This window comes from Marinococcus halotolerans DSM 16375 (assembly GCF_000420725.1).
Taxonomy (GTDB): domain Bacteria; phylum Bacillota; class Bacilli; order Bacillales; family Marinococcaceae; genus Marinococcus; species Marinococcus halotolerans.
Map to the genome: position 1 here is coordinate 1 of NZ_ATVM01000039.1, position 13,944 is coordinate 13,944.

Sequence of the window (13,944 nt, forward strand, 5' to 3'; positions counted from 1 at the left end):
TGCTCTCTCCTAATAAGTTGGAGAAGAGCATGTTTTAACGTCCATTTTTATGGAACGACAAAAAAACATACCGTATTGATGAGAAATAATCCGCCTAACGCCCACGCTACGATTATTTTTCCTATTCGATGCTTGTGATAAATATAGACAAGCGTAAACAAGATTGGCGTCACCGTACAGATAAATAGGACACCTTTAATCTTATCTTCTATCGTATAATGTGTCTGATCCAATAAAAGCATCAAATTCCATGAAATAAATAAAAAGATGCCGTATATATAAAGAACGGGTTTTGCACTAGTCATCGAACACCTCCATGAATAGATCAAAACATTTCTTTTTCCATGATAGCAGTCAATCATTTGAAAAGGAATATTATGGATGTTGTTTGACTCATTCTTTATCCTAAAAGGGAAGTGCTTAGGAAAGAGCTGCTTTCCTTCGATTATTACTATAAAGTAGATTATCGGAAAATATTGTTCTTCACTTCAAGCGTAACAAGTCTTCATATTTAAAAACATGAGCAAAAAAGAACTGTAGTTTTCTGATCACGTTCTGCTAAAGCAATGTTAAAGTAATTATAGAATTTGGCTTATTGTTCGATGTTCTTCGTTTAACGAAAAAAGCTTGAATCATAGAAAGGAAGCCAGAGAATATTCCCTGGCTTCTACTTATAAGGTATATCATTCGATTTTTGATAAAGACGGTCTGATGCTTTCAAATGATATTTTATTGTGAAGATGACTTTCGTCCGGTATATTGGTGCTTCTATGTTAAACGGGCCCGGATCTTTCCAGAGACAATATCTACGATGGTGACCATCACGATGATCCCAAGCAGAATAATGCCTACCCGTTCCCAATCACGGGTTTGAAGAGCGAATATCAGCGGCGTGCCGATGCCGCCAGCGCCGATGACTCCGAGTACCGTCGCAGCCCGGAGATTGATTTCAAGCCGATACAGGACGAATGAAAAGTAGCTGGGGAGCACCTGCGGCAGCACGGCGAACCAAAGGGTTTTCCCGTGATTGGCGCCTGTCGCCATTAAAGCTTCCCGGGCGGCTAAATCCGCTGTTTCAATGTCCTCACTAAACAATTTCCCAAGCGATCCGATCGTCCCGATACCAAGGGCGAGCACACCGGCAAAGGCGCCTGGTCCTACGGCTTTAATAAACAAGAGGGCGAGAACGATTTCCGGGAACACACGAACAAAGGTGAGCACGAACTTTGATGAGCCGGAAACTGGTTTGATTCGCATGATGGTCCGGGCTGCCAGTAAGGCAAATGGCAGGCAGAAGACAGCGGCAATGGCCGTTCCCAAAAGTGCAATCGCAAGCGTATCCAGCAATCCGCGAATGAGATCTTCTCCGGCAGGATCATACACGTAGCCCCAATCTGGTGAAAAAATGCCGCCGATGATAGAGCCGATAATTTCGACAAACGTTTCTTTGATTTCAAGCAGCGGGAGGCCTGCAAAAGCCCAGGTGTATAGAAGGGCCAAAAGAATGAATCCAACATACAATTTCCATTTTTTTTGTTTTGGCGGCGCTGGCCAATCGGTTTGCATGGTCATGCCAGACGCTCCCTACCTTTCGTACTCAAGTAGTCAATCAGCATCACGACGAGAAGGGTTAATAAAATAATCGTAGCCACCCGGCCGTACTGAAAAAACCCAAGAGTGCTTTCGTAGTACAAACCAATACCGCCGGCCCCAACCAGGCCGAGGATAGCAGCCGCACGTACGTTTACTTCAAGCGAGTATAATGTGTACGATAGAAAAGAAGCAGCAATTTGCGGAAAAACACCGAAAGTAATCCATACGATTTTATTGGCCCCTACGGCAGTCATCGCTTCGAGCGGCGCCCGGTCCACCGATTCAATCGTTTCATAGATCAGTTTGGAAATGATGCCAAGCGAGAAAAACGTTAGTGCAAACACGCCAGAAACCGGGCCAATCCCGAAAATAGCAACAAACAGGGCTGCTAAAAGAAGGTCAGGCATCGTACGAATGAAATTCATGACCATCCGTGCCGGCAACGTAATCCACCCGGTGGCAAAAATATTTCTGGCCGAAAGCAGGGCGATAGGTAAAGCCAGGATGGCGCCAAACGTCGTCCCTAACAAGGCCATACGAACGGTTTCGAGTATCGGTGCCATAACTTCCGCAGCGTAAGCAGCATTTGGTGGCCACATCTGTACGAGCAGATCACCAATGTTCGGGATGCCTGCCCATAGCTGTGAAAAGGAAAACTCCACCTGCCAGGCGCTTCCCATTAAAATCAAAGCGACCAGAGCTACTGTCAACAGGTGCTTCAGTCGGGAGGGAGGCTTAGGAACATCATGGGCCTGAATGGTTGATGTGCTCATTGAACAGCCTCCTTCTGAGCTTGGCCACTGTTCTGCTGTTGGTCCTCGTCTTCCAAAGATTCGCCGTATATGCCCATAAACCGTTTGGGGGTGGCCTCCTCAATCGGCCCGTCGAATACCACTTCTCCCTCTTTTAAACCAATAATTCTTGTCGCATACTTCCGGGCGATTTCCATGGAATGCAGGTTCACCACCATCGTAATACCAAGATCTCGGTTAATACGCTGCAGATCATCCATCACCTGTTTGGTCGTTAACGGATCCAGCGATGCTACCGGCTCGTCGGCCAAAAATAATTTTGGTTCCTGAGCAAGCGCTCGTGCGATGGAGACCCTCTGCTGCTGACCGCCAGAGAGCTGATCCGCACGGACGTACGCTTTATCCAACAAATTTACGCGACGTAAAGCTTCAAATGCGATGCCTTTATCCTCTTTGGGAAACAGACCGAGGATCATTCGAAGAGTGGAATGATATCCGACTCGTCCAGCCAGTACGTTTTTTAACACGCTTGAACGCTTAACGATATTAAACTGCTGAAAAATCATCCCTACATCCCGGCGGAGAGCATACAGTTTCTTGCCCTTTGCTTCTGTGATCGCTACGCCGTCAATCTCAACGGTTCCTTCTGTTACATCGTGCAGCCGATTGATTGTCCGGAGAAGAGTAGATTTTCCGGCTCCCGAGAGTCCGACAATCACGACAAATTCGCCTTGTTCGATGGACAAATCAACATTGTTCAGCGCTTTGGTTCCGTTTTTATACTGTTTTGATACCTGCTTAAACGTAATCACACGTGCCTCCCCTTTCAATAGCAAAAAGAGACTGCCCGGACAGACAGCCTCTCGTTGCAGACACCAGCTGTGTCCTCTACTTATTCGTTGCCTGTAAGGTCGGAAACCTTATCCTCATACTCACGGACGACATCAAAATTGCTGTCCTCGGATTCGACATAGCCTTCATGAGAGTAAATATCGCGAATGATTTCCTGGCTTTCATCATTCTCGCCGAGAGAAATAAAGGCGTCAGCAATGTCTTGTCTTATGTCACCTTCAATTTCTGGCCGAATTGACACGGTATCGTTTGGAATTTTTTCGGTATATTCCAGAATTTTGGTGTCTTCAAATACGTTTTCATAGTCTTCCGAGACGGTGTTGCGTGCATCCTGGAACGTGACCGCTGCGTCTACGTCGTCGTTTAAAAGCGATACAATAGCCTGATCGTGTCCCGTGACGGTTACCGGCTCTACGTCCTCGAGAGGTTCAAGTCCGGCGTCCATCATCTCGGCAGCCGGCCATACAAACCCAGCAGAGCTGGTGGTGTTTTGATATGCGACACGTTTTCCTTCCAAATCTTCAATGCTTTCCATGTCGCTATCCGCATCAACCACAAACTGGGAAAGATAGTAATCTACCAGCTCATTGGTCTCTGATCCATCATCGTTGACCCCGTAACGCTGGGCTTGCAGAAGTACATCTGCCGCTTCCTGCTCATGGGCAAGTACGTACGCTGTTGGAGGGAGAAAGCCTACATCCACCTGATCAGAATTCATGGCTTCCACGATGGAATTATAGTCTGTAGACACACTTACCTCCACGGGAATACCCAGCTCCTCACCAAGAAGTTCCTCAAGTGGCTTGGCTTTCGCTTCAAGCGTATCCGCATCCTGCGAAGGAACGAACTGAACCCGAAGTTCTTCAAGCTCCTCCGAAGCATTTCCTCCAGAACCGGAAGCGCTTGTATTGCTTTCACTGCCTTCGCTTTCTTCTCCTCCGCCCGAAGATCCGCAGGCTGCCGTCACCATGACAGCTGAAGCCAGGGTAAATCCTGCCATCCATTGCTTTTTCATGAAAATTCCCCCTGTGTTATGTATCTTCTTTGCGAGTTCAGTATAAATGTTTTTTGGGAGTTATTGGTTGCATTTACAAAAGCTTAAAACTATTTGAATAAACGATTTACATTTTTTGTTCGCGATAACCCTGGTCGTCAAAACAACGATCAAGGGCGTGGTAACAAGCCCCTGATCGTTGTTCCTTCCGTTTTTTATTTTCCATGACTAGCGTCATAGCTGTTCATATAGGCAAGCAAATCATCGGTCACCGTTTTTCCTTCTTTTGCCGAAGCGTAGTTGACAGCTGCCTGCCATTTTCCAGCCGCGGCTTGATCATTCGGCGCCTGCTGAACTTTTTCTGCCCGTTTCATCAATTGCTGAAAGGCTTTTTTATCCGTGATCCAATTGTTCGCGTTCGCTTCGGTCATTAAATCGTCAAGATCTTCCGTCTCAAGAAGGGCTTCTACCGGATAGGTCTTCTCTGCTTTATTACCGGCCGTATCGATGGCAGTTACCGTCAGTTCATGCTCTCCGGGAAGGATTGTCAATGGAGGCAGTTCTTCGCCTTTCCAGTCCTCCAATGTATATTCCACAGAGATGGAAGACCCGCTGTTGTCGGTGATTTCAGCTTCCGGGGTCCAAGCTTCCGTGACAGAGAACTGGTTTTCTGATAGTCCCGAAATTTCTGGTGCTTGGGTGTCTTGTCCTTTCACCTGCTGAATGTCCGCTTCGGTTGTTGGCTTCAGCTGATACGTGCCTTGGTAAATGGATGAAATGCCTGTTACGTCTACCGTGTCCCCCGTAGCATAAGCTTCGTTAAAGTCGGAAAAACCGTAGCCTGTCCGTCCGTCGACGCGAATAAGCGTTTCGGTGTCATCATGCTCAATGGTAAATTCAAACGAATTGCCGACCTGTTCAATGCTTGAAATAGTGCCGTTCTGAAGCTTCACTCGTTGTCCTTGGTTTTCTTCTCCAACCGCTGTCACGGTTTGTGCTTCGGGCACTTCTTCCGTCCCTCGTTTTTCAATGGACACTGGGTCAATCAGTTCTTTTTCCGTATTATAAGTCGTTACGGGTGCTGTGATGGCGACACGGTCGCCCAGCTTCCACTCCCCACTGTTTTGATAAACGTAAATACCGGCACTTTCATCCTGAAGATAGAACCCGTTGGAACCAAACAGCCCCGGATCCGTCGTAATCGTTCCCTCGACTGTCACCGTTTCTCCATCCGCTGCCTGTCGGGCATTCGAAATCGGAACGGATGCCGTTTCCTCTTCCGGGTTTTCCGATGAGTCACTGTTGAAATTGACGGACTCGGTGTATTCATTGTTTCCGTTCTGCCGGATGCGCATATTGGCATTCGCTGCGGTATGTTCGGCAGTACGAATGGTTAACGTCGTCTTTGCCACCCCGTTTTCATCTGCGGTGATCGAGAATGCTTCACTGTAGCCATAATCCGATGGCCAACTGCCGTCCTCACGTTGTACTTGAGCCACCTGTTGGCCTCCGTCTAAATAAATGCCCAGACTGAGACCGGACACCGTTTCTCCCGGCTCGACATTATCGATCTCTACATCCACGGTGAAGTTCTCTCCGATCGGGAGTAGCGACATATGACTAAACATATATGAAGGATCCTCTACGGGTGCTTCATCTGAACCGTAGGAACCAGGAGCAAACGTATCCGGATCATACCAGAGGTAACCATCGGCCGGCTGGCTCCACGGTTCTGGTTCAGGCTGCGTTGACTCCTGGGGTTTTTCTTTGTCCAGCAGTGGGGACGGTTCATCCAAGGATACATTTGTTTCGTTCAGAGATGTGTAGCTTTCTTGTTCAGCCAGCCAGTCGACGGTCTGTACAAGTAGTACTGCATCGTCCGCTTCGGTGAAACCGTCGTACGTACGTTTTGACTCCCCGGTCTCTTCCCGCTTGTACTTCGGTGTTGCATCTTCTACCGGGGACGAATCGCCGATAAAAGCTGCTTTCCCTTGTTCTTTTTTAGAAACTGCGACGAATGGGCCTTCCTCTGTGCCACCTCCGTGATAAATGCCCTCGTCGACAGAAGGTCCCCATTTATCGGCTTCTGTTAGGCCATCGGGCAGATACACAATGCCTTTGGCAAGCTCCGGGTCTGTAATAGCCATGGTAGAGCCTGCATGCATGGCCACTTCATCGACCCCTTCGGTAATACCAAATGATTCCTCCGGAGATACTACCTGGTCAGCGGTAACGGTCCCGGGCGAATTATAGCGAAAACGAACCCCAAATTCTTCTGAAAGCCAGTCTGAACTTTCAACGCCTTGCATCGCTTCTGACGCTGCTTCGTCTTCACTCATTCCTTTTGTTGGTTCGTTAAAAGCTCCCCGACGGTACCCATTCATGATTTCGGACGAATCCCAACGATTTTTATTACGGTCGGCATTATAATGATCCGAAATAAAGAAAATACTGCCCCCCTGCTCGGCGTATTGTTCGAGCGCTTGTTGCTCGGACGTCTTCAACGGAATATTTGCTTCTGGCATCACAAACACATCATACGCACTTAAATCGCCAAGGGAAATGGGATCCTCCTGCCGAAGTTCTCGGACTTCATAACCTTCGTCCTGCAGGGCTTCCCCGAAATCGGAAAACGCTCCATCGATGACCCAGTCAGCTGCACCAGCTGTCTGGCCGTGCGAATTGTCAAAGAGTACTTTCTCTCCGTTGGGGTTATCTGGAAGAAGCTCCGGCGCAGGATCTGCAGGTACTTCTGCTTCAGCGGACGTGACTCCGCCTAAGATTAAACCCCCGGCAACGACCGTTAATGATACGGAATACACTAATCGTTTATTCATATGTATGCCCCCCTTCTTTAGCAACCATACTAAAGAAAATTAAAGGAGGAATTAATTTCCTGTAAAAAATTGTTTAAATTTTGTAGGTGTTAAGCTAAAGTTTTGATATTTGAGGGAGTGAGCTATATTCCATTTTGCTCATGAAACATAAAGTAGATTATCGGAAGTTTTCACAATATACTAAGCAGTTTTCGAACTTTTAAACAAAAAGTAGTTAAAATCTTTTCCATCGATCTAAGCTTTATAAGATTATTCGAGTCTCTGTGCTTAGTAACCGTGAACGTTTACATGTTATATATAACATGATAAGATATAAATATAAAAGTTCACTATCATTCTCATCACCAAAAAGGGAGCGCTCAGATGTCGACACCATCTGAGCGCTCTTTTTGTTGCTGTTATCGCCTGTTCTTGCATTTCTTGCGTATTCGCTTAAGCAACACATCCGCAAATACGATTCCTAACACGGTTGACGCGAAAGGAAACAGAAAGTGCACCAATAAAAGTTCAAATATCATCCTCAACACCTCCCTTCTGACACACATTTCGCCAGAAGGTGAACAGGCGATAAATCCTATTATATCAGGGTTAAACATGATTGCGAAATAAGTGTATGTCGCTTTGCTTCAAAATATCATCGCTTAGCATGAAAAAAAGGGGGATGAAGTTGAGAATGATCTTTATCATTGGTAACCGTTAACCATCGAGGAATTATATGCTTTATTTTTTAACATTTCTATACGGTGGTTTGTGGCAGGTGGTTGGGCACTTGATATCCATGTAGGTCATCAAACCCGAGAACATGCTGATATAGGCATAGCTATATATCGAAACGATCAACAAGTGTTATACCATTACTTAAAGGAAGATTGGGTATTATATAAAGCACAGCAGGATGTACTGGAACACTGGCATGAAGGGGGATTTTTGACATCGACCCATGATATTTGGGTTAGTAAAAGAGAACGTTCTTCTTGGACCTTTCAAATGACACTCATGGATAGTGCAGCAGAAAACTAGATATACAGAAGAGAACCTTCTATTCGATTAGGAAAAAACAACGTGTTTCAACAAACAACAAACGGTCTTCCTTACATCAAACCAGAAATCCAACTTCTTTACAAAGGAGGATCTTCGAAGATTCGAGAGAAAGACCTTCAAGATTTGATACATGTTTTACCCTGTTTAGATAAACAAGAGAAACTGTGGTTGGAAACATCGTTAACGAAACAATTTCCAGAAGGCCACCAGTGGCTACGATACTTTTAACAAGGATATCATCGAACGAACATACTCAACTCTGACGATTGCAAGTAACTTATGTTCAACATGATCTATCTTATCGAAAGTTAAGGGTTTTTACTTCAATTTAATAAGTATTCTTCTTATTTTGAGACATGAAGTAGAAAACAAGTTCTTTATATTAAACTTTTTTTCTTTCCTGCAAACCATAGCTAAGAAAGGAGTGTTGTGGTTTGTAAAAACAAAAGGGGCTGTCCTTTGTGGGAACAACCCCTTTCAATAGAAAAAAACTATTGATCTTTTGACTTTTAGAGCTCGAAACTTCGCTGACGTTCAAAGCTTAAGTTTGATGATTACTCATTCTCTTGAATTTTAATGGGTTGGAAAGGTCCCTCATAGATGCCACCTTCATTCTCTGCATCGAAGACACGTACACTGATGACGTTTTCTTCACCGAAATTGATGGCTTCCGCTGGAATTTCATATTCTCGATCTTGATCCCAAGCTGAAACAAGACCTTCTCCATTCTCTTTATCAGGATATTCTCCTGACTGACCAATTTCTTCTCCATTAACATACGTGGTATCTACATCATCAATCTTTCCTAAAGAAATGCTAAGGTCATGGCCTTCCCATTCTTCAGGGATATCAATCGTTTTACGGTACCACCCGTACACATTATCTGCTGTATAACCGGAATGCTCTTCCCAACTATTTGGTATTTGCACACTTTGCCACTGAGTGTCGTCAAAATTGGTTTCTTTCCACTCGTCATTATCTCCCGGCTGGAAAAGCCATTCGCCGGAGAGTTTGATAGTGGGCAAAGCTACTTTCTGTGTTTCAAGATCTCCTATCCCAATTTCGTATGCGCCTGCGTCCGCTACTTCATGGGTGAAAGTCACTTCGTTAGTGCCTCCCCCTGCTTGAGCAGGAACTTCTATTTCTTGGCTATCAAGTTTTTCCCCGTCGAGATACAATGGTACTTCCACGGTGCCTTCTTTGCTTCCCATGTTCGTTACCTCAGCGGTTGCTGTAATCTCCTGTCCCTCAGCGTTCACCTCTAAATTACTATACTCAAACCCCGGTGCCTTCTCTTCTACATCAATAGTGGTCTTTTCGAGATCGTTAACACTGATTTGATGAGCACCTGGTTCAAACAATTTATTGTATGGAAGACTTACTTCCTTCGTTTCTCCCGGCCCCACTCTAACTTTTTCTTCATGCACTACTTTACCATCGATTTTTAACTCAATGTTTTTTCCTTTTGTTATTGAGCCGTCATTACTGGCTTTCACGATGATTTCAAACTCATCGTTGGATTGAATGGTTTCTGGTACTTTTTCATAAGCCATTGACACTTCAGATTGTTCGTATTTCGGCAACTCTTTCTTTTCTTCTTGGCTCGCAGGGGTGAACTTAACGGCTTGCCCCCCTCCTGTGGCCATAGACGATGTAAACACATCGTTAGCATCTACAAGTACTTTATCAATTGTCACTTCATGAGGATTGTCTTCATAGTTAGCGTTGGGTCCGTCTGAGTACACTTCAGCTACGTATTGTTTCCCACGATCCAAGAAATCGAGTTCTGTTTCGACATTTCTTGCTTGTTCATCTGTAATACTTCCCATATACCATTCATCGCCACTACGACGAACTGTCGTCGAGTGATCGCCGATTTCCGCATTAGGTACCATCGTTTCATCCCAAGTAACCGGGACGTCTTTGATGAATTGAAATTCTGGTAATAGATTTCCATCTTCGTCTTTGTAATTCTCCGGCAAGTCAGCGACCATTTGCACTCCCGTGGAGATGGTTACATAGAGAGCCAACTGTTTAGCTCGAGTGGAATCAACTCGTGCATTGTCGTTATAAGGCACTTCAGTGTCAAAAATACCAGGCGTGAAATCCATTGGTCCCGCTAGTTGCCTGGTAAACGGGAGAATGGTATCGTGCTCTGGTGGATTATTTTCCAACGCGAACGCGCTATACTCCATGCCACTTACGCCTTCACGGCTCATCCAGTTAGGATATGTCCGTTCTAAGCCAGTACCTTTAATCGGCTCGTGGGTATTAATCATGATTTCATGGTCAGCAGCTTTTTGCACCGCTTCTAAATAGTGATTTACCATATATTGACCATGGTGATGCTGTCCTTCTGGATTTTTAATGCCGTCGTCTGCGACATATCCACTTTTGATGGCATGGATCCCCATGCTTTGGTACATATCATAAGCTTCATCCATCTGGTCCTCGTAATTCAAAATGTCCCCACTCGTTTCATTATGCATCATGTACTCCACACCATGTTCATCAGCATATTCCACGACTTCTTTCAAATCATAATCTGGATAAGGTTCAGTGAAATCAAATAATGCACCATTTTCCATCCAGTTCCCGTCCCAACCAATGTTCCAACCTTCTACTAACATGCCAATATTTTGATTTTCAGTGTCTAAGTGTTCACTGGCAAAATCAATATACTTTTTAGCGTTTTCGGTTGTGGCTCCGTGATCTTCACCAGATTCCCATGTAGACTTTCCGCTGATCATTTCCCACCATACTCCCATGTATTTCATGGGTTCGATCCAAGACGTATCTTCTAATTGGTTCGGTTCATTTAAATTCATCATGATGTCCGATTCAGCCAAATCTCCAGCATCATCACCGACTTGAATCATTCGCCACGGGGTCTTAATCGGCAAGTCCTCTTTTTTCACTTTCACATCGCTATTTGGCCAGGGAGCTAAATGACTTTCGAACGCATTTTCTTCTCCTTCAACCGCTTTTAAAGCCATGCCCGAATAATCCACTAAAGCCGCTTCATGAACGGACATGTGTATGCCTTCAGGTGTTTCCATCGTAAACGGTGTGCTGACTTCCTCTACTTCACTTAAGTCACTGTTCGTATAGTTATACTCATAACTTTCTGGATCATTCGGGATCCACCAGGAATCATTGTTACTAGAAAAGTTAAATTCGGTGTTTTCCGAGGTAATTTCTACATTTTCATCTATATTATCCTGCTCTGGGACCACATATCTAAAACCAACCCCATCATCGTATACACGAAACTCCATATTCATTTGTCGATGGGCCCCCCCGTTCTCTTGGAGTTGAACAGTTAATTGCTTGTAGTGGTTTTTTACTTCGGACTGATCACCCCACTCCGGTTCCCATTTTTTATTCACATTTTCGGTCTCTGTCCCGATGATTTCAAAATCCCCATTCAAGGGTGCTTGATTTTTAAAATCAAATCCTAAAGAAGAAGGCTCGACCAGGGGCTGACCCTTGTAGAAAAGTTGGTACTGCGGTACACCTTGATCAGTCAATTGAAAATCAATTTTCACATTTTCGTCTGGAGAATGCACAGACGTTCGATGTTTTTCCGATTGGTTTTGAGCGTTATTTGAACGATTATTGTCAGTTTGGCGCTCATCGCTTTCGGACGCGTTTGCCCCCACAGCAGGTAAGATCAGACAAGAGACTAAACTTGCTGTAACAATGTATTTAAGCTTCTTCATGGTTGTTACTCCCCTTTAAAATTTTTTCTCCATACATAAATTGAGATAGATGCTTTTATTTTCTTTATTATTTCAGCAGAAGAATATCAAGCCCCCTTTCAATCAAAATCGTTTCCACATAGGTATCTCTCTTCACTGTTTTTTGGAAAACTCATGAGTAACCAGCATGTTTCAAAGCATTAAAAAAGGCACGAGAGACACACTAATCGCGCGGTCCCAAAGAGACAAGAAGCTGCTTCTCCCTTTGGTTTACACGCGATCAGCATTCTCTCATGCCTGCTTGAGCAGTAACACGGAACACTAAATCGATATTCCTATTTCTAGGAAAGCTTTTGCAGATGAATGGTTAAATAAACGGTTTCGCCTTCTAGTATCGTCGTCTGCAAAACATACTGTATCGTTCAAAGCAAACGTTTACTTAAAAGCATCTTATAATAAATATTCAGAATTGTCTATATTAATTTTTATTCTTATAAGTAGTACCTAAAAAAGGTTATCCGAAAAGTAATTATTAAGTTTTAATTGTTATTATGTTTTACGATTTAAAATGAGTGAAAAAATAATGTTTTGAAATTATTCATATAAGTGTAATATAGCATGCATATGAATTAGTAATTAAAATTACAGAAAAATGGTGGTGAAGGATGAAAGTCATTAAAGGGTTAAATAACAACGTTGTTATTGCAGAACATGAGGAATACGGGGAAGTTATTCTTACCGGGCGTGGGATCGGTTTTTCGAAACGCCCGGGAGACCTTATTGACGATAAAACGCCGGAAAAGTTTTTCATACTTAAAAATGAAAATGAACAAACTCAGTACCGACAGTTAATCGAGCATATCGATGAGACATTTATCGCCTGTATTACGGAAATTCTGCAGGTACTCGAAGCCGAGTGGGCGGAAACGTTCGAAGAACATATTCATGTAGCGTTAACAGATCACGTCAGCTTTGCACTTGAGAGAACAAAAAAAGGTCTCACCATCAGCAACCCATTTTTAAAAGAAACGCAGCTTGCTTATGACAAAGAATACCGTGCGGCCGGATGGATCATTGACGAAATTGAACAATGGACAGGAGTGCGGCTGCCGGAAGAGGAAAAAGGGTTTATCGCTCTGCACCTGCACGGGGCAGTAACGAGAACACCGCTCGACCAGGTGAACGCTTATACGCGGCTTGTAAAAGATATGACGGTGATGGTAGAGCGGGCTCTCGACATTCAGCTGTCTCCGGAAGATTTAGATCACCGCCGGCTGTTCCGGCATCTGCAGCAGGCCGTCGCAAGGGTAAAAAATGGGGAGTTTGAAGAGGCATCTGAACCATTAAAAAAAATGTTGCAGGCCGAGTATCCCTTCTGCTATAATCTGTCCTGGAAGCTCATACGAACGATGCAGCGTGCTTTGCAGACGACGATACCAGAAGGCGAAGCCGTTTATTTAACCATTCATCTGCAAAGGCTTTCATCGAAACGAAAATATTGATCTAGTGTTCCGTGTTACTGGTAAAGCAGGCATGAGAGAATGCTGATCGCGTTTAAACCAAAGGGAGAAGCAGCTTCTTTTCTCTTTGTGACCGCGCGATTAGTGTATCTCTCATGCCTTTTTTTATGCGCTGGGATCTGTGGTCAATTACGAGCCTTCCAAAAAAACAGTTAGGAGAGATACATATGTGGAAACAATCATTTGGTGTACTTCAACGTATCGGGCGCGCCCTTATGCTTCCGGTGGCCCTTCTTCCAGCAGCCGGCCTGCTTCTTGCTATCGGTACTGCCATGCAGGAAGAGCAAATGATCGAACTGCTGCCATTTCTGACTTCTGCACCGGCAGAATTAATCGCCGAGCTTATGTCGGAAGCAGGCGGGGTAGTATTTGATAATTTAGCGGTATTATTTGCGGTCGGTGTAGCACTCGGCCTGGCAGGAGACGGAGTTGCAGCTCTTGCTGCTCTGATCGGTTTTATGATTATAAACGTTACGATGAGCGTATTATTAAGTGTAAATACAGATATGCTCGAAGAGCCGGGTTACGCATCGGTATTAGGTATCCCTACACTTCAGACAGGGGTGTTTGGAGGAATTATCGCCGGTATATTAGGAGCAGTGATGTACCAGCGCTTTTATAATATTAATCTGCCAACCTACTTAGGGTTTTTCG

At 44.5% G+C, this 13,944-nt stretch carries 9 protein-coding genes; 3 read left to right on the forward strand and 6 right to left on the reverse strand.

Annotated features, from left to right (window positions below):
* Positions 1 to 768: 768 nt before the first annotated feature.
* The 5 genes from phnE (G548_RS0116355) to G548_RS0116375 all read right to left on the reverse strand — a co-directional run bounded on the left by phnE (G548_RS0116355) (position 769) and on the right by G548_RS0116375 (position 7,028).
* Positions 769 to 1,572, reverse strand: coding sequence for a phosphonate ABC transporter, permease protein PhnE (phnE, locus tag G548_RS0116355; protein ID WP_022795226.1), 804 nt, complete (start codon positions 1,570 to 1,572; stop codon positions 769 to 771).
* Positions 1,569 to 2,366 carry a phosphonate ABC transporter, permease protein PhnE gene (phnE, locus tag G548_RS0116360; protein WP_022795227.1) on the reverse strand — a complete coding sequence of 266 codons (798 nt, stop codon included), beginning with the start codon at positions 2,364 to 2,366 and terminating at the stop codon, positions 1,569 to 1,571. The genes phnE (G548_RS0116355) and phnE (G548_RS0116360) overlap by 4 nt, the downstream gene beginning before the upstream one ends.
* Positions 2,363 to 3,157: a phosphonate ABC transporter ATP-binding protein gene (gene phnC / locus G548_RS0116365; RefSeq protein ID WP_022795228.1), complete on the reverse strand. Its 795-nt coding sequence runs from the start codon at positions 3,155 to 3,157 to the stop codon at positions 2,363 to 2,365. Before phnC ends, phnE (G548_RS0116360) begins: the two co-directional genes overlap by 4 nt.
* An 80-nt stretch (positions 3,158 to 3,237) precedes the next feature.
* Entirely contained in the window at positions 3,238 to 4,212 is a 975-nt protein-coding gene (locus G548_RS0116370; protein WP_022795229.1) for a phosphate/phosphite/phosphonate ABC transporter substrate-binding protein, read from the reverse strand.
* Between the two features lie 194 nt (positions 4,213 to 4,406).
* Positions 4,407 to 7,028 (reverse strand): endonuclease yhcR, encoded by a 2,622-nt coding sequence (locus G548_RS0116375; RefSeq protein ID WP_022795230.1) that lies wholly within the window; start codon positions 7,026 to 7,028, stop codon positions 4,407 to 4,409.
* Between the two features lie 702 nt (positions 7,029 to 7,730).
* On the opposite strand from G548_RS0116375, the gene G548_RS19640 reads away from it, so the two are divergent.
* On the forward strand, positions 7,731 to 8,048 hold the full coding sequence (locus G548_RS19640; RefSeq protein ID WP_281163422.1) for a nucleotidyltransferase domain-containing protein: 318 nt from the start codon (positions 7,731 to 7,733) through the stop codon (positions 8,046 to 8,048).
* 575 nt (positions 8,049 to 8,623) lie between these two features.
* Here G548_RS19640 and G548_RS19110 read toward each other — a convergent pair.
* Complete coding sequence (locus G548_RS19110; protein ID WP_022795233.1) at positions 8,624 to 11,791, reverse strand: glycoside hydrolase family 97 N-terminal domain-containing protein; 3,168 nt, start codon at positions 11,789 to 11,791, stop codon at positions 8,624 to 8,626.
* A gap of 644 nt (positions 11,792 to 12,435) precedes the next feature.
* On the opposite strand from G548_RS19110, the gene glcT reads away from it, so the two are divergent.
* Both glcT and G548_RS0116400 read left to right on the forward strand, forming a co-directional pair.
* The gene (gene glcT / locus G548_RS0116395; protein WP_022795234.1) at positions 12,436 to 13,272 is read left to right on the forward strand and encodes a glucose PTS transporter transcription antiterminator GlcT; all 837 of its coding nucleotides are present in this window, start codon (positions 12,436 to 12,438) and stop codon (positions 13,270 to 13,272) included.
* A gap of 185 nt (positions 13,273 to 13,457) precedes the next feature.
* A partial coding sequence (locus G548_RS0116400; RefSeq protein WP_027847497.1) for a PTS transporter subunit EIIC occupies positions 13,458 to 13,944 on the forward strand: 487 nt, incomplete at its 3' end.

Bases quoted from the DNA above. Each gene is read 5' to 3' on its own strand.
- phnE (WP_022795226.1), bottom strand. From the start codon at position 1,572: ATGACCATGCAAACCGATTGGCCAGCGCCGCCAAAACAAAAAAAATGG.
- phnE (WP_022795227.1), bottom strand. From the start codon at position 2,366: ATGAGCACATCAACCATTCAGGCCCATGATGTTCCTAAGCCTCCCTCC.
- G548_RS0116370 (WP_022795229.1), bottom strand. From the start codon at position 4,212: ATGAAAAAGCAATGGATGGCAGGATTTACCCTGGCTTCAGCTGTCATG.
- G548_RS0116375 (WP_022795230.1), bottom strand. From the start codon at position 7,028: ATGAATAAACGATTAGTGTATTCCGTATCATTAACGGTCGTTGCCGGG.
- G548_RS19110 (WP_022795233.1), bottom strand. From the start codon at position 11,791: ATGAAGAAGCTTAAATACATTGTTACAGCAAGTTTAGTCTCTTGTCTG.
- glcT (WP_022795234.1), top strand. From the start codon at position 12,436: ATGAAAGTCATTAAAGGGTTAAATAACAACGTTGTTATTGCAGAACAT.